This is a genomic window from Mycobacterium yunnanensis (assembly GCF_025823185.1).
In the GTDB taxonomy this organism is placed as follows: Bacteria; Actinomycetota; Actinomycetes; order Mycobacteriales; family Mycobacteriaceae; genus Mycobacterium; species Mycobacterium yunnanensis.
The window spans coordinates 380,871-395,791 of record NZ_JACKVK010000009.1 but is presented as its reverse complement, the minus strand read 5'-3'; the positions used below and the strand labels follow the sequence as shown (position 1 = coordinate 395,791).

At 69.3% G+C, this 14,921-nt stretch carries 17 protein-coding genes; 8 read left to right on the top strand and 9 right to left on the bottom strand.

The window, feature by feature from the left end; all coding sequences use genetic code 11:
* Positions 1-20 precede the first annotated feature (20 nt).
* From H7K45_RS18860 to H7K45_RS18850, 3 genes are read right to left on the bottom strand one after another with little or no spacing between them, the layout of a single operon-like run.
* The gene (locus H7K45_RS18860) at positions 21-1,265 is read right to left on the bottom strand and encodes an LCP family protein (protein WP_263997411.1); all 1,245 of its coding nucleotides are present in this window, start codon (positions 1,263-1,265) and stop codon (positions 21-23) included.
* Positions 1,266-1,298: 33 nt separating this feature from the next.
* Positions 1,299-2,078 (bottom strand): CPBP family intramembrane glutamic endopeptidase, encoded by a 780-nt coding sequence (locus tag H7K45_RS18855; RefSeq protein ID WP_263997410.1) that lies wholly within the window; start codon positions 2,076-2,078, stop codon positions 1,299-1,301.
* A 42-nt stretch (positions 2,079-2,120) separates the two neighbouring features.
* A complete protein-coding gene (locus tag H7K45_RS18850; RefSeq protein ID WP_263997566.1) occupies positions 2,121-2,927 on the bottom strand; it encodes a DUF2470 domain-containing protein in 807 nt (268 codons plus the stop codon).
* A 114-nt stretch (positions 2,928-3,041) separates the two neighbouring features.
* Between H7K45_RS18850 and pheA the strand changes: the two genes are divergently transcribed.
* Both pheA and H7K45_RS18840 read left to right on the top strand, forming a co-directional pair.
* Positions 3,042-3,962 carry a prephenate dehydratase gene (gene pheA / locus H7K45_RS18845; protein ID WP_263997409.1) on the top strand — a complete coding sequence of 307 codons (921 nt, stop codon included), beginning with the start codon at positions 3,042-3,044 and terminating at the stop codon, positions 3,960-3,962.
* Entirely contained in the window at positions 3,959-4,639 is a 681-nt protein-coding gene (locus H7K45_RS18840) for a histidine phosphatase family protein (protein WP_263997408.1), read from the top strand. The genes pheA and H7K45_RS18840 overlap by 4 nt, the downstream gene beginning before the upstream one ends.
* A gap of 6 nt (positions 4,640-4,645) precedes the next feature.
* On the opposite strand, the gene H7K45_RS18835 is transcribed toward H7K45_RS18840, so the two are convergent.
* The 3 genes from H7K45_RS18835 to H7K45_RS18825 form a co-directional block, all read right to left on the bottom strand.
* Positions 4,646-4,849 carry a hypothetical protein gene (locus H7K45_RS18835; protein ID WP_263997407.1) on the bottom strand — a complete coding sequence of 68 codons (204 nt, stop codon included), beginning with the start codon at positions 4,847-4,849 and terminating at the stop codon, positions 4,646-4,648.
* A 106-nt stretch (positions 4,850-4,955) separates the two neighbouring features.
* Entirely contained in the window at positions 4,956-5,306 is a 351-nt protein-coding gene (locus H7K45_RS18830) for a metallopeptidase family protein (RefSeq protein WP_263997406.1), read from the bottom strand.
* A 6-nt stretch (positions 5,307-5,312) separates the two neighbouring features.
* Positions 5,313-6,764, bottom strand: coding sequence for a septum formation family protein (locus tag H7K45_RS18825; protein WP_372512579.1), 1,452 nt, complete (start codon positions 6,762-6,764; stop codon positions 5,313-5,315).
* A 103-nt stretch (positions 6,765-6,867) separates the two neighbouring features.
* On the opposite strand from H7K45_RS18825, the gene serS reads away from it, so the two are divergent.
* The 3 genes from serS to H7K45_RS18810 are packed head-to-tail and all read left to right on the top strand — an operon-like array spanning position 6,868 to position 9,951.
* Entirely contained in the window at positions 6,868-8,121 is a 1,254-nt protein-coding gene (gene serS / locus H7K45_RS18820; protein WP_263997404.1) for a serine--tRNA ligase, read from the top strand.
* 46 nt (positions 8,122-8,167) lie between these two features.
* Entirely contained in the window at positions 8,168-8,956 is a 789-nt protein-coding gene (locus H7K45_RS18815; protein ID WP_263997565.1) for a DUF5718 family protein, read from the top strand.
* Positions 8,957-8,958: 2 nt separating this feature from the next.
* Complete coding sequence (locus H7K45_RS18810) at positions 8,959-9,951, top strand: MOSC domain-containing protein (protein ID WP_263997403.1); 993 nt, start codon at positions 8,959-8,961, stop codon at positions 9,949-9,951.
* Here the strand turns inward: H7K45_RS18810 and H7K45_RS18805 are convergent.
* The 3 genes from H7K45_RS18805 to H7K45_RS18795 are packed head-to-tail and all read right to left on the bottom strand — an operon-like array spanning position 9,948 to position 12,548.
* Positions 9,948-10,274 (bottom strand): hypothetical protein, encoded by a 327-nt coding sequence (locus H7K45_RS18805; protein WP_263997402.1) that lies wholly within the window; start codon positions 10,272-10,274, stop codon positions 9,948-9,950. The two genes, H7K45_RS18810 and H7K45_RS18805, sit on opposite strands and share 4 nt — an antisense overlap.
* 8 nt (positions 10,275-10,282) lie before the next feature.
* A complete protein-coding gene (locus H7K45_RS18800) occupies positions 10,283-11,827 on the bottom strand; it encodes a Rieske 2Fe-2S domain-containing protein (protein ID WP_263997401.1) in 1,545 nt (514 codons plus the stop codon).
* Positions 11,828-11,882: 55 nt separating this feature from the next.
* Positions 11,883-12,548 (bottom strand): aminoglycoside 3'-phosphotransferase, encoded by a 666-nt coding sequence (locus H7K45_RS18795; RefSeq protein WP_263997400.1) that lies wholly within the window; start codon positions 12,546-12,548, stop codon positions 11,883-11,885.
* A 41-nt stretch (positions 12,549-12,589) separates the two neighbouring features.
* Here H7K45_RS18795 and H7K45_RS18790 point away from each other — a divergent pair, with 41 nt between their 5' ends.
* Genes H7K45_RS18790 through H7K45_RS18780 form a run of 3 tightly spaced genes read left to right on the top strand, consistent with a single transcriptional unit; the run spans position 12,590 to position 14,920 of the window.
* On the top strand, positions 12,590-13,357 hold the full coding sequence (locus H7K45_RS18790) for a lysophospholipid acyltransferase family protein (RefSeq protein ID WP_263997399.1): 768 nt from the start codon (positions 12,590-12,592) through the stop codon (positions 13,355-13,357).
* Positions 13,358-13,361: 4 nt separating this feature from the next.
* Positions 13,362-14,108 (top strand): lysophospholipid acyltransferase family protein, encoded by a 747-nt coding sequence (locus tag H7K45_RS18785; protein WP_263997398.1) that lies wholly within the window; start codon positions 13,362-13,364, stop codon positions 14,106-14,108.
* Positions 14,105-14,920 carry an HAD family hydrolase gene (locus H7K45_RS18780; RefSeq protein WP_263997564.1) on the top strand — a complete coding sequence of 272 codons (816 nt, stop codon included), beginning with the start codon at positions 14,105-14,107 and terminating at the stop codon, positions 14,918-14,920. Before H7K45_RS18785 ends, H7K45_RS18780 begins: the two co-directional genes overlap by 4 nt.
* The last annotated feature ends 1 nt before the right edge of the window (position 14,921 follow it).

Below are 14,921 nucleotides of genomic sequence, written 5' to 3'. Positions count from 1 at the left end.
GTTGGCAAACACAGGGTTGGCTAACCGCTGCCTGCGTCGAGCACGTCCTGGGGAACAGCGGCATCGGTCGCCATCGCGTGAAACAGCCGATTGGCGGCCTCGGCATTCCACACGACGACCGATCCCGCGTCGCTCGTGGTGAACTCGCCGATCGGCACGGTGGTGGTGGTGACGTCGCCGTGCAGTGCCCACGCGAGCCGGGCCAGATCCCAGACGTGTGCGCCGGTGTCCACCGTGACCGCACCCGACGCTGCATGCGTCATCGGGTACCAGCGCAGGGGGTTGAGCAGGACGGCCGGACTCGTCGCCCGGTGCATCAGCGCCGCCATGAACTCCCGCTGATGGGTCATGCGGTCGAGGTCCGCGCGCGGCGTGGCCCGCGACCGGACGTAGCCAAGGGCGTTGCGGCCGTCCAGTTTCTGGCAGCCGGCGGCCAGATCCACCCCCGCCAGCGGGTCGTCGACCGGCTCGGACGGACACATCGTCACACCGCCGACGGCGTCGACCATGGTCGCGAAGCCGTCGAAGCCGATCTCGGCGTAGCGGTCCAGCCGCAGCCCGGTGGCCTGTTCGACCGTCTGCGCCAGCAACGGCGCACCGCCCAGCGCGAACGCCGCGTTGACCTTGTCCTCGCCGAACCCCGGTATCGGAAGGTAGGAGTCGCGCGGGATCGACACCATCGTGGTCGGGACGTCGGATCCCAGGCCCGGCACGTGGACCAGGAGGATCGTGTCCGTCCTCCCGTTGCCGAGGTCTCCTCCGGTGGCGAGCTCGGACTGTTGTTCGTCGGTGAGTCCCTGACGGCTGTCCGAGCCGACGAGCAGCCACGTGGTGCCGCTGTCGGCGGGGGGCCGGTCGGGCAGTGCGGTGAGGGCGGGCACGCGCTCGAGTGACGTGTCGACCCAGACGGCGGTGCCGACCGTCGCCGCGACGAGGAGCAAAACCATGGCCATCAGGAGGCGGCCCCAGTGCCGCTTGCGCCTGGGTGTGCGCACCACGGGGGTCGGCGCGGGGGGCGCCGGTGCGGGGCGGCGCGACGGGGGAGGGCGACGCGGAGGTGCGGGCGGCGCGGGCCGGTACCTGGGCGGCGGGGGCGGCGGCGGTGTCACCGGCGGCGGGGTGCGCCGCGGTGGGGCGATCGGCTGGGTGGCGTCGGGCGGCCGCCGCAACGGTGGCGGCCGGTAGTTCGGATCGCGCCGGATGACCTGCGACGCCTCCCGCGGCGGCCGGGGGCGCCGCGGATCGGGCGGCCGGTTCTCGCTCACGCGCTCGAATGTACGTGCCGGTGAGGCCTCAGCTCAGGTCTTGATCCCCAGCCAGCCGAGGTGTCCGGCGAGCAAGGCGTACCCGACGTAGGCGACGGCGTCGATGAGGCCGTGGGCCACGATCAGCGGCCACAACCGCCCCGTCCGTCGCCAGGCGTAGCCGAACACCAGGCCCATCGCGACGTTTCCGACACCCGCGCCGAAGCCTTGATAGAGGTGATAGGCGCCGCGCAGCAGGCTCGACGCCACCAGGACGACCGTCGGCGAGAGGCCGAGCTGGCGCAGCCGTGTCATGAGGAACGCGACGACGATCACCTCCTCGGCCCAGCCGTTGGCGAAGGCCACCGCCAGCAGGACCGGGATGCGCCACCAGGTGTCACCCAGTTCGGACGGGACGACGGCCACCCCGATGCCGAGCGCACGACCCGCGACGTAGAGGGCGAGTCCGGGGATGCCGATGAGCGCGGCCAGACCGAGACCGCCCAGCAGGTCCGGGCGCCAGAGGAACCGGCCGAGTCCGATGCGGCCGGGTCCGTATCCGCTGCGCCACAGTAGGTAGAGGCCCAGCAGTCCCCAGGCGATCAGCTGGAAGACCGAAGCCAGGTTGAGGGCGAAGTTGATCAGGTCGATGGGGGAGAGTCTGCGGTTGAGCGTCACCTTCTGGCCCGCGAGGCCGAGCAGGACGGCTTCGACGAGGCTCACCAGCGCCGTGTAGGCAGACAACCCGAACGTGACGGCCAGGACGACGGCGATCTCGAGGCGAATGGCCCGTTTGCCGGGATCGGGCAGGAGGTCGTCGGTCGGGCCCGTCACCGGAGCTACGGTAGCCGCCCGGCCCGGCCGGGGTCGGGGGCGTCAGATGCGCCGGGCGCGCAAGCCGTTCAGGAAGGGGCAGCCCATCAGGATGCGGATGGCCTGGCTGAGTCCGGCGGCGTCGTCGACCGGCTTGGCGAACGGAAGCCGTACGTCGTGGTCGCCGTCCTCGGCCTCGACGCGCAACTGCACGCCGTAGCGGTCCAAGCCCAGCGGGCGCACGTGGCCGCGTCGTAGCGGGGCGGGCAGCCGATTGGCCAGGCGGTCGACCACCTCGCGATGGGCGGACTCGAGGTGCTGCAACCATCCCGACTCCATGGCGCAGAACGGATCGGGCTTGGCGTCGAGCAAGGCGCCGACACCCACCGACTCGGCGCCGGTCGAATCGGCCACCACCACCGAGTCGACCTCCAGGCGCAAAAGCGTGTAGGAGGCGTCGGCGCCGCCCGTGTCGGTGTTCACCTGCAGCAGAGCAGGATTCGGATTCGTCTCGGCGATGAGGTCGAGCAGTCCCGCGAGGCCTGGTGTGGGGACGTGGAACAACCTGCCGCTGATCCACACCAGTGAGCGCACCGGTTCGCGCAGGGGTAGCGGCGCGTAATCGGTCATCTCCAGCACGGCCTGGATGCCCGCGGCACCCGCCGCGACCGACATCGCGGCCAGCGGTCCCGTGGTGGGCACCATGACGGCGAACGATCCGTCGTCGAGCAGGTGGTGTACCGGGGTCGCCGTGGGATCGACACCGTCGGTGGCGAGGATCGCGTCGCCACCGCGGGCACATGCGCTACGGATGCGCTCGGCCGTCGTGGGTGCCACCAGTGTGGTTCCTGTCGTCGCGTCGCCGATCATCACGCCTGCCTTCCGTCGGTGAGGTAACCCTAACTTAGGCTAGCCTCACTGAATGGTGCAAGTGTTCCCGAAGTGGTTCCCTGGCGACGGGTCTGCTGCCGATAGGGTTGTCCCGTGCCACGCGTCGCCTACCTAGGTCCAGAGGGGACCTTCACCGAGGCGGCGTTGCTGCAGATGGCGCAGGCCGGCGTCATCCCCGACCCGTCGCGGCTCGCGCCGATCGCCTGCGACAGCGCCGACGGGGCCCTGGCCGCCGTCCGCAGCGGGGCCGCCGACTACGCCTGTGCCCCCATCGAGAGCTCCATCGAGGGGTCGGTCGTCCCCACGATGGACAGCCTGGCCGCGGGCACGGCGTTGCAAATCTTCGCCGAGCACACCCTCGACGTCGCGTTCAGCATCGCCGTTCGTCCTGGCACGTCCCCCCCGGACGTCCGGACCGTCGCGGCCTTCCCGGTTGCCGCGGCGCAGGTCAAGCGGTGGCTTGCGGCACATCTGCCCAACGCCGACACCGTGCCGACCACCTCCAACGCCGCCGCGGCCCACGACGTCGCCGCCGGCCGAGCCGACGCCGGTGTCAGCACTGCGCTCGCCGCCCGCCGGCTCGGACTGGACACCCTGGCCGACGGCGTCGTCGACGAACCCAACGCCAGAACCCGATTCGTCCTCGCCGGACCTCCGGGTCCACCGCCGGCGCGAACCGGCGCAGACCGCACGTCGGTCGTGCTGCGGCTGGACAACGTGCCCGGTGCGCTGGTCGCCGCGATGACCGAATTCGCGATCCGCGACATCGACCTCGTCCGCATCGAATCGCGACCCACCCGCGTCGAACTGGGCACCTACTTCTTCTTCCTCGACTGTGTGGGACACGTCGACGACGATCCGGTGGCCGAGGCACTTCGCGCGCTCCACAGACGTTGTGCCGACGTGAGATATCTGGGTTCATGGGCGACGGGCACGGCCGTCGGTGCGACACCGCCGGTCACCGACGAGGCATCCGAATGGCTGGCCGCACTGCGGGAGGGGCGCACCCGATGACCGGTCGCCTCATACTCGTCCGCCACGGCCAGTCGCTCGGCAACGTCGCCAGACGCCTCGACACCCGCCCGCCGGGAGCCCCGCTCACCGACCTGGGTCACGAGCAGGCACGGAGCTTTGCCCGATCCCTCGAACATCCCGTGGGACTGCTCGCGCGCTCCACGGCCTTGCGTGCGATCGAGACGGCCGCCGAGATCGGCGACCACCTGGGGTTGGACGCCGTCGAACTCGACGGCATCCACGAGGTGCAGGCGGGCGATCTCGAGGACCGCAGTGACGACGACGCCCACGAGGAGTTCAACGCCATCTACCGGCTGTGGCAGAACGGGCAGTTCGACATTCCCATCCCCGGCGGAGAGACCGCGCAGCAGGTCTTGGACCGCTACGTGCCGGTGCTCACGCAGCTACGGTTGCGCTTCCTCGACGACCACGCCTGGACCGGCGACATCGTGGTGGTCAGCCACGGGGCGGCGATCCGACTCGTCGGCGCGGTGCTGGCGGGCGTCGACCCGGGCTTCGCCATCGAACACCACCTCGCCAACACCGAGTCCGTGGTGTTGAGCCCGATCACCGACGGCCGGTGGAGTTGTCTGCAATGGGGTCCGCACACGCCGCCGTTCGAACCCGTCGAGCACCCCGTCGACGACGCGGCGCACGACGCCGACCCGATGGGCTGAGCGGGGTCAGGAGGCCGCGGTCGCGACGATCGTCCCGCCGCACCCACATCCGACGGCTTCACAGTCGATGCTGAAGGAGTGCAGGCCGTCGGGCATCACGCAGTCCTCGGTGCACTCCACGAAGACCGAGCCGGTGGACCGAAAGTGGTGCACCAGGGTGCCGTGGCAGTGCTCGAGGTCCTCCCGGCACTCGCGACAGACGTCCGACATCCCTCAGTTGTAGCACTGCCCACCGACGAAGCCTGGTCAACGCGCCGGACAACCCCCCGTCGCTCCGCTCGCCCCGGACAACCCCCCCGGACACCCCGGAAGTGGTTCAGGCCCAACCGAGTTCGTGCAGCCTGTCGTCGTCGATGCCGAAGTGATGGGCGATCTCGTGAATCACGGTCACGGTCACCTCGTCGACCACGTCGGCCTCGGTGTCGCAGATGTCCAGCAACGCCGCACGGTAGATCGTGATGGTGTCCGGCAGCGAGCCGAAGTACGTCGAATCCCGTTCGGTCAGCGCAACGCCCTCGTAGAGACCCAGCAGCTCGGGCTCGTCGGGGTGACGGTCCTGCACCAGCACGACGACGTTGTCGATCGCCTTGGCCAACGCGGGCGGGATCTCGTCGAGGGCGTCGGACACCAGCTCGTCGAATCGGTGCGAGCTCATCTGAACGGCCATCGCCGGCTACTGCCCGGGCGGCGGGCCCGGGATGACCGGTAGGACGGGAGCGGGCGGTGCAGCCGGGTCACCCTCGGCCGGTGGGGGCGGCGGTAGAACGCCGTCCTGAGGCGGCAGACCACCGTCGCCCTGGGGTCCGGGCGGAGGCGGCGGCCCGTTGAGGAACGTGTTGCCCTGCGGCGGCGGAGCCGTGCCCGAACTCGACGGACTCTGGGTCTGAGTGCTCTGCGTCTGCGAGGGGCCGGCCTGCTGCTGGCCGGGCATGTGGTCGTTGCCCTGGTTGCCGGAGCCGCTCGAGCTGCTGCTCGACCCGCTCTGATCGCTGAGGTCGATCTGCGACGACGTCTGCGACGAGGTGTCCACCGAGGGCAGCGGGATCGGCGGCATGTCGAGGCGCTCCTCCGGAATGTCCGGCACGGCGACGGGCGGCTGACCGTTGATCAGCAACGGTCCCTTGGCGCTGTTCAGCAGTGTCGACCAGCCACCGTTGCCGAGGGTCGCACCGATGCTGCACGACACCTGCTTGCTGCCTGCGGTCCAACTGGGCAGCGAAATCGTGCTGTAGATCAGGGTCAGGGTGGTCTTGCGCAGCGCGACCGGCGCGAGGTACGCGTCGGTCATCTTCGTGCACGCGTCCTTGACGAACTGGTCCTGGTCGCCGTCCGGCGGTACGGGCCCGGGGAACTTCTCGGCGAGGTCGACCGCGCCGGTCACCTCCATCGCGTGCGGCTTGGCGCAGTCGACCGGAACGTCGGTGGGCTGGTTGGTGGCCGGGTCGATGCCCAGGCACGTCCCTGCGGGCCACACCTTGGACTGGTCGTTGTCGGCGACCTTGCCGGTGAATGCGAGCTGGTGACCGTCGGGGCCCGCGAGCTGCAGGCCGCACAGCATGCGGCGCTCGTCGGCCTGACGCCACGCCTTGTCACCCGACCACACCAGGCTGACGCTGAACCGACCGTTGGGGTCGTACTTCGCGCCGAGGTACTGCCGCGCCGCGGCCTGGCACTGCTCCTGGCTGATCTGTCGGATGCGGGCCTCGGTGGGCGGGGCGGCATCGGGGCCGTACTCGCTGCCCGGGAAGGTCCGCATGTCGATGCGGTCGGCGACCTCGAAGCGGTGCTCGTCCTTGCAGTCCACGATCTGCGCGGCGTCCGGAACTTGTTCGGGCCAGTTCAGGCAGGTGCCGCGGACGGCGTGGTCGAAGGTGGCGTTGCCGCGGGAACCGCCCCCGAGCGCGGTGGTCCCGGCGTTGAGTCCGACGGGCAGACCGCTGCGGTCACCACCGGGGATCGCGGTGATGACGCCGGCGATCAGGAGGCCACCGAGGGCCGTCAGGAGCAGGGCGCGACGCGTGGACTCGGCCTGCAGGCTTTGCCACCACGACGGGCGGCGCGACGGCGCGGCGGCCTGGTCTGCGCGCGGTTCGGCGTCATGGGGTGCATCCAACATCTCGACCATTGTGACAGGCGAGCCAAGTCGTGTGACAAGCGATGCAGTTGTAACGTTATGTGGTTGTGCCCCGGCCTCGCTACGGCGAGTCGCCGAACGTAGGGTTTCGTTCGTGATCGACCTGAAGCTGCTACGTGAAGATCCCGATCGGGTTCGCGCGTCGCAACGGGCGCGGGGTGAGGATCCCGCCCTCGTGGACGTGCTGCTCGCCGCCGACGCGACGAGGCGCTCGTCGATCTCCGCGGCCGACGACCTGCGTGCCCAGCAGAAGGCGGCGAGCAAGGCCGTTGGAGCCGCCTCGGCCGACGAACGGCCCGCGCTGCTGGCCCGCGCCAAGGAACTCGCCGAGGCGGTCAAGGCCGCCGAGGCCGAGCAGGCGGCCGCCGAGGCCGACTTCGTCGCGGCCCACCGGGCCATCTCCAACGTCATCCTCGACGGGGTTCCGCCCGGAGGGGAGAGCGATTACGTCGTGCTCGACACCGTCGGGGAACCGCCCGTCATCGCCAACCCCAAGGACCATCTGGAACTCGGCGAGGCGCTGGGGCTGCTGGACATGGAACGTGGGGCCAAGGTCTCCGGCTCGCGCTTCTACTTCCTGACCGGGTACGGCGCCCTGCTGCAGCTCGGAATCATGCAGCTCGCCGTCAAGCTCGCGACCGAGAATCAGCACACCCTCGTCATCCCGCCGGTGCTGGTGCGCCCAGAAGTGATGTCGGGCACCGGATTCCTCGGCGCACATGCCGACGAGATCTACCACCTCGAGGCCGACGACCTCTACCTCGTCGGGACCTCTGAGGTGCCGCTGGCCGGCTACCGCGCCGACGAGATCCTCGATTTGTCCGACGGGCCGCTGCGCTACGCGGGCTGGTCGTCGTGCTTCCGCCGCGAGGCAGGCAGCTACGGCAAGGACACCCGCGGCATCATCCGCGTGCACCAGTTCGACAAGGTCGAGGCCTTCGTCTACTGCAAGCCGGAGGACGCCGAAGCCGAGCACCAGCGGCTGCTCGACCTCGAGCGCCGGATGCTGGCCCTCATCGAGGTGCCCTACCGGGTGATCGACACCGCAGCAGGCGATCTGGGGTCCTCGGCGGCCCGCAAGTTCGACTGCGAGGCCTGGGTGCCCACCCAGAACACCTACCGCGAGCTGACGTCGACCTCGAACTGCACCACGTTCCAGGCGCGGCGACTGTCCACCCGCTACCGCGACGAGAACGGCAAGCCGCAGATCGCCGCCACCCTGAACGGAACGCTCGGAACCACCCGCTGGCTCGTCGCCATCCTGGAGAATCATCAGCAGCCGGACGGCAGCGTCCGCGTCCCGGAGGCATTGGTGCCCTACGTCGGAAGGTCGGTGCTCACACCGTGAAGACACAGTGACGGATCTCGAGACGATCGACCTCGACCTCGACGAGATGCGTTCGTGGTTCGGCTTCGGCGTGGCAGGCAACTTCGCCGGTCACCTCGAACAGGCCGGCGAGGCAGCCGACTTCGTCAACGTCGTGAGCGACGGCGAGGCGCCCAAGGGCATCTTCCCGTGGTATGCACCGGGTTCCGACGGCCCCCTCGGGCAGTTTCCGCTGTCGCACGACGCCATCCTGTTGCCCGATAGCCACACCCCGCTCAACTTGCAGATCGAGCCCGAGGTCGGGTTGGCGTGCCACGTGAGCTGGCAGGGTGACACCGTCACGTCGTTGCAGCCGTTCGCCCTCGGTGCGTTCAACGACTGCTCGATCAGACGGCCGGGTGCCCGCAAGATCAGCGACAAGAAGAACTGGGGGCCGGCCTCCAAGGGGGTGGCCGCCCAGTTCTTCGACATCGGTGACCTGACCCCCGACGGCCCGACGTCGACCCTGCGACTGGTGTGCAATCTGCGCACCGCCGACGGCAACGAGCACGGGTACGGCGTCGACAGTCCGCTGCTGGGTTACTCCTACTACGGCGAGGTGCTGCTCGACTGGGTCACCGAGCGGCTGGCCAATCAGAAGGGCGCCGCCGAGACGCCCCTGGAGGACGTCGGGGCGTTGATGGTCGCCTCCGGTCATCCGTCGACGGTCCTGATCGGCATCGGGGCGACCCGTTACACCCCGCTCGGCGAGTCGACGTTCCTGCAGCCGGGCGACGAGGCCATCGTGCGGGTGTACGACACCGAATCCGACGTCGTCTCCGAACTGCGCCAACTCGTCTCGTCCCGCTCGGAGTGACGATGGCCGACGTCGTGGTATCCGAACTGTGGCGCTTTCCGGTGAAGTCCATGGGTGGTCAACGGGTCGACGACGTACGCGTGGACCGGCGCGGCGTACACGCCGACCGGCTGTGGGCCGTCCGCGACGTCGAGAAGGGCGTCACCGCCTCGGCACGACGGATCCCCGCTCTGCTCGGGTGCTCGGCGGCCTACGTGTCGGATCCGGGCCCCGGTGCCGGACCGGGCGCCGTGCCCGAGGTGTCGATCACCCTTCCCGACGGCACGCAGTGCTCGAGTTCCGACGGCGCGGTGCACGGGCTGCTCTCGGAGCTGGCCGGCCGCGAGGTGCGCCTGGTCGCGCTGCCGCCCGCCGACGACACCAGCCAGCACAGGATGTCGATGGCGGATTCGCTGGACAACTTCCGGGCATCGCAGGTGCGCAAGGACTTTGGCCTCGGTGACACCGAGGAGCTGCCCGACACGTCGGTGTTCAGCACGAAGGACATCATCACCCTGGCGAGGTTCTCCACACCGCCCGGCACCTTCGTCGACCTGGCGCCCGTGCACGTGCTCAGCACGGCGAGCCTGGCCTCGCTCGCCGGCGGCGACGCGCCCCACGACGTCCGGCGGTTCCGGCCCAACGTGCTCGTCGACGTCGGCACTGCAGACGAAGACTTCCCCGAGACGTCCTGGGTCGGCGGTGACGTCCAGATCGGTTCGGCCGCATTGCACGTCACGATCCCGACCATCCGTTGCGTCGTCGCCACCAGACCCCAGCCGGGGTTGGAGCGCGACGGCCGCATCACCCGGCAGCTGGCCGAGCGGACGAACCGGTTCCTCGGCGTCTACGCCGACGTGACCCGCCCGGGCGTCATCCGGGTAGGTGACGTGGTGACGGTGCGGTCGGGTCGACCGCCCAGCGCCGCTCAGCGGGTCTTGTCGGCGGTGGAGAAGGCGGCCACCCGCCAGGTGCAGAGGGTGCTCGAGGCGACCGTCCTGCGCGAGAAGGGCTAGTCCCGGTTCTCCAGCAGGGTGCCCAGTAGGGTGACGAACTCCTTGGCCCGCAACGGAGTACACGCCGGACTTGGCCGAGTGCCCGGGACGTCGAGGGTCACCAGCGTCGACTTGATCGGCCGCCAGACGTCCAGCGGTAACCAGCGGCGCAGATCCGAACTGCCCCAAATGCGAAACCGGTTCATCACCAAGCCAAGCGATTCCACCCGGTAGCCGCGAACCGCTCGCAGCGGGATCACCTTCGAGGTGCCCGAGGGAAAGTGGTAGCGGCGCAACGTGATCGCATGACGGTCGAGCTGAACCAGCCCGTCGTCATAGGTCATGTCACCGCTCACGCCTTCGCGCTCCGCAGCTCGTGTCCCTTCGACGTCAGGCACTTGCCGTTGGTCAGATTCCACGCCCACCCGTGCAGGTTGCAGGTCAACGTGGTGCCCTCGACGACCCCGAACTTCGACAGGTCGGCCTTGAGGTGCGGGCAGCGGCGCTGAATCTCCCAGCCGTCCAAGGTGATCGACGCCGAGTCGTCATGCGCCTCGGCGAACCAGCCGTCGGCGTAGGCGATGCGCTCGTCGGTCAGGCACTTGAAGAACGTGTACAGGTACTCGTTGTAGCCACCGACTCGCCAGGCCCTGAACCGGGTGGACAGGAAGATGGTGTTGACCCAGTCCGGCTCGTCGTCGCGCAGCACGGTGCGGACCAACTCGGGCGCGATTTCGAAGCCGTAGCGGAACTTCTCGTCGCTGATCGGTTCGCGCACGGTGCGTTTCGGAAAGTCGAGCACGACCGACTCGGGCCCCATGCGCAGCTCGACCGGGTAGCCGATGCCGTCGCAGATCTGGTCGCTCTGCAACATGATCGGCTCGAACTTCGCCCGCAGCGGTTCGAGCAGCGGGTCGCCATCGGCGGGCGCCCAGCCGGCCTTGGCGGCGGCGAGCACCGGCGCCATCCGCTGGGCGTAGGCCTCGATGTAGTCGGCCTTGCCCGTGGTGAAGATCGTCTCGGGGTCGTCCATCGGATGACTCAACGAGTTCAGTTCCGATCCGGTGAAGTCCGCGTTGGTGCCGGGGATCATCAAGAGCCCACGGTCGTGCCCGTGCGTGCGCATCTGGTCGAGGAAGACCATCTGGTCGGGAAAGATGTTGGCCGGGTCGCCGTGATCGTCGTTGAGATCGCGCAGGTCGGCGTCCAGGAAACAGGGCGGCCCGGCGGACGGCACCACCCACGTCGCGCCGACCTGTGCGATGTACTGCCGGCAGCGATCCATTTGGCGCTGCCGCTTCTGAATGCCGAACGCCTCCTTGGCTCGCGCTGGCATGTCGTAGACCATCGGGTACCAGATGGCGCCCGAGTACTGCAGCATGTGCACGTCGACGTGGCCGAATTCGGTCTCGAGGACCTCTAAATCGACGGGTCGGGCGTCGTTCATGTTGAACGCGACGGTCTCTCCGTCGGAGACCACCAACCCGGAGTCACCGATGGGGCCGTCGGCCGGGGCCCTCAGCGCAATGATCATCACGTCCAGATCGCCCCTGGGGCCGCTCACCCGATGCTTGGTCGAGTCGGTGGTCTCGAAGAAGCGGTGAAATCCCAGCGCCTCCAGGGCGCGGCGCAGGTCCGGCACGGGGTAGTCCGGCAGCAGGACCACGGCGTCCTTGTTGACGTGGGCCGCCAGGTGCTCGGGGTCGAAGTGATCCTTGTGCAGGTGGGAGACGTAGAGGTAGTCGCAGTCGCCGAGCGCGTCCCAGTCGAGCGTGCTGTTGTCCGGGAACGGGAACCACGACGCGAAGTAGGCCGGGTTGACCCACGGGTCGCAGAGGATGCTCCCGGCGTTGGTGTCGATCCGGAAGCCTGCGTGTCCGACGCTTGTGACCTGCACTTATTACCTTCCCAGCGGGGTTCGGGTACAGCCGATCCTACCGGGGTGGGCGGGCCTATCGCGCCCAGCGCTCGCGGTAGTACGCGATTCGCCCGTGCTGGGGGCCTACTCCGTAGGCGTCGAGCAACTCCTCCTCGTGCGCCTCGCCGAAGTTCCACGCGAGCGACATCGTCGCGACCGCCAGGTCTGCCCATCGGTCGGCGACCCCGAGGTCGCCGAGATCGACGTGACCACTGCATCGGCCGTCGTCGCCGATCAGCGTGTTGGGGGCACAGGCATCGCCCTGACAGACCACCAGTCGGTCGGCGGCGGGCGCGTCGTCGGGCACCCACGACGGTCTGTCGAACGGGCACCGGTCAACGGGTAGTGCATCGTGAAGCAGACGAAGCCCGCTGCCGATCGCGCGGGCGGCCTCCAGCGGTCGAGCCGCCCAATGCGGGTCGACGGCCGATCTCCCTGGCAGGGCCGCGGTGTGCAGCCAGCCCGGTCCCGTCGACAGCACGCGTGGGACGGCGGTGAAGCTGGCAGCCCATCGCAGTCGGACTGCCTCGGCGGTCAGCAGTGCCGCGTGGTCGGGGGGAAACACCTTGACGAAGGCGTCGCCGGCTACCGAGAACGTCACGCCGCCGAGTTCGTTGACCCAGACCGGGGTCACCCGCCGGCCGTCGGCGATGCGCAGCACGACGTCGGGGACGACGACGGATTCGGTCGGGAATGACACGGCTCACACCATGCCATTGCCTCAGCACTAGGCTGACCGTCGTGGAACCGGTATACGGAACTGTCATCACTCTCGCCCGCTGCGTCTGGAAGCTGCAGGGTCTGAAGTTCACCGTCACCGGCGTGGAGAACCTGCCAGCCACCGGCGGTGCCGTGGTCGCGATCAACCACACCAGCTACTTCGACTTCACCTTCGCCGGGCTTCCGGCGTTCAAGCAGGGCCTTGGCCGCAAGGTGCGCTTCATGGCCAAGCGAGAAGTGTTCGACTCGAAGGTGAGCGGCCCCATCATGCGCAGCCTGCGGCACATCCCCGTGGACCGTGACAGCGGGGCGGCGTCGTTCGCCGAGGCGTGCCAGCGGCTCAAGGAGGGCGAGCTCGTCGGCGTCTACCCCGAGGCCACGATCAGCCGCAGCTTCGAGATCAAGGAGTTCAAGTCGGGTGCGGCGCGCATGGCAATCGCCGCCGACGTGCCGATCGTCCCGCACATCGTCTGGGGCGCTCAGCGCGTCTGGACCAAGGGCCACCCCAAGAACATGCGACGACCCAAGGTGCCCATCTCGATCGCCGTGGGCGAACCGATCATGCCGACCCTGCCTCCTGCGGAACTGACCGCGCTGCTGCACTCGCGCATGCAGCACCTCCTCGAGCAGGTGCAGACCAGCTACGGACACCACCCGGCCGGGGAGTTTTGGGTGCCGCACCGGATGGGCGGCGGCGCACCGACGTTGGCTGAGGCCAACCGGATGGACGCGGAGGAGGCCGCCGAGAAGGCAGCCCGCCGCGCCGAGCGGAACGAATCCGCAGAGTAGGCCCATGGAGCCGGTCTTCCGACTGTTGGAGATCACGGCCAAGAGCGCCGTGGCCCTGACCGGCACGCGCATCACCTACTGCGGGCTGCAGAACATCCCGGCCGAGGGCGGCGCCGTCATCGCCATCAACCACACCGGTTACCTCGACTGGCTGCCCGCCGCCCTGGCCGTCGAGCATCGTCACCGCCGCCTGCGCTTCATGATCAAGGCCGAGATGCAGCAGGTAAAGGTCGTCGACTTCCTGATCCGGCACACCAAGACCATTCCGGTGGACCGGCGCGCGGGTGCGCAGGCCTACGCGGCGGCCGTCGAGCGGCTACGGGAGGGCGAGCTCGTCGGCGTCTATCCGGAGGCGACGATCAGTCGCAGCTTCGAGCTCAAGGGCTTCAAGACCGGGGCGACGCGGATGGCGCTGGAGGCTCAGGCCCCGATCGTCCCGCTGATCGTGTGGGGTGCGCACCGGATCTGGACCAAGGATCATCCCCGGCACCTGGGCCGCCAGAAGATCCCGGTCACCGTGGCCGCGGGGCCGCCGTTGTCGCCGACCGGCAGCGCGGAGGAACTGCTGGGTCGCCTTCGCGCCTCGATGGCCGACCTCCTCGAGGACGTGCAGCAGTCCTACGATCATCCCGAGGGCGCCTACTGGGTGCCCCGTCGCCTCGGTGGAGGCGCCCCAACCATGGAAGAGGCCATCGTGCGTGAAGAAGCCGAGCTTGCCGAGCGCGCTCGCCGGGACTCGGGGAATCGATAGTGCTGCCGCTGCTGATTGCCACCGACGTCGACGGCACGCTGCTCGACGAGCACGAGCGCGTCACACCGCGCACCAAGGCCGCGGTGCTGGCCGCGGTCGACGCGGGCACCCGGTTCGTGCTGGCGACCGGCCGCCCGCCCCGCTGGATCTCCCCGGTGGTCGAGGAGCTGGGGTTCGCGCCCATGGCGGTGTGCGCCAACGGCGCGGTGCTCTACGACTCCGCGGCCGACCAGATCCTGTGGACCAGGACGCTGTCGGTGGACGTGCTGCGGGAGCTCGCCGAGGTGGCCACTCGCGTCATCCCCGGGGCCGGGCTCGCGGTCGAACGCGTCGGTCGTAGCGCCCACGACGCGGCCACGCCTCAGTTCCTGAGCTCACCGGGGTACGAGCACGCGTGGCTCAACCCCGACAACACCGAGGTCTCGCTCGAGGACGTGCTGAACGAACCCGCGGTCAAGTTGCTGATCCGCAAGGCGGGAGCCTCGAGCGCGGACATGGCGGCGGCGTTGGCCCCGCACGTCGGACTGCAGGGCGATCTGACCTATTCGACCAACAACGGTCTGATCGAAGTGGTGCCACTGGGCATCAGCAAGGCGACCGGCGTCGCCGAGGTCGCCACTCCGCTCGGCCTCGTGGCCGAGGACGTCATCACCTTCGGCGACATGCCCAACGACGTGCCGATGCTGCGCTGGGCGGGACTCGGCGTCGCGATGGGCAACGCCCATCCGGAGGCCAAGGCGGCGGCCGACGAGGTCACCGCGCCCAACACCGACGACGGGTTGGCGCGTGTCCTCGAGCGGTGGTGGCTGTAGA

What these genes read in the sequence shown, in the direction of transcription:
- H7K45_RS18840 (WP_263997408.1), top strand. Translation starts at nt 3,959, where the DNA reads ATGACCGGTCGCCTCATACTCGTCCGCCACGGCCAGTCGCTCGGCAAC.
- H7K45_RS18830 (WP_263997406.1), bottom strand. Translation starts at nt 5,306, where the DNA reads ATGGCCGTTCAGATGAGCTCGCACCGATTCGACGAGCTGGTGTCCGAC.
- H7K45_RS18815 (WP_263997565.1), top strand. Translation starts at nt 8,168, where the DNA reads ATGCGTTCGTGGTTCGGCTTCGGCGTGGCAGGCAACTTCGCCGGTCAC.
- H7K45_RS18850 (WP_263997566.1), bottom strand. Translation starts at nt 2,927, where the DNA reads ATGATCGGCGACGCGACGACAGGAACCACACTGGTGGCACCCACGACG.
- H7K45_RS18805 (WP_263997402.1), bottom strand. Translation starts at nt 10,274, where the DNA reads ATGACCTATGACGACGGGCTGGTTCAGCTCGACCGTCATGCGATCACG.
- H7K45_RS18825 (WP_372512579.1), bottom strand. Translation starts at nt 6,764, where the DNA reads ATGGTCGAGATGTTGGATGCACCCCATGACGCCGAACCGCGCGCAGAC.
- H7K45_RS18835 (WP_263997407.1), bottom strand. Translation starts at nt 4,849, where the DNA reads ATGTCGGACGTCTGTCGCGAGTGCCGGGAGGACCTCGAGCACTGCCAC.
- H7K45_RS18785 (WP_263997398.1), top strand. Translation starts at nt 13,362, where the DNA reads ATGGAGCCGGTCTTCCGACTGTTGGAGATCACGGCCAAGAGCGCCGTG.
- H7K45_RS18810 (WP_263997403.1), top strand. Translation starts at nt 8,959, where the DNA reads ATGGCCGACGTCGTGGTATCCGAACTGTGGCGCTTTCCGGTGAAGTCC.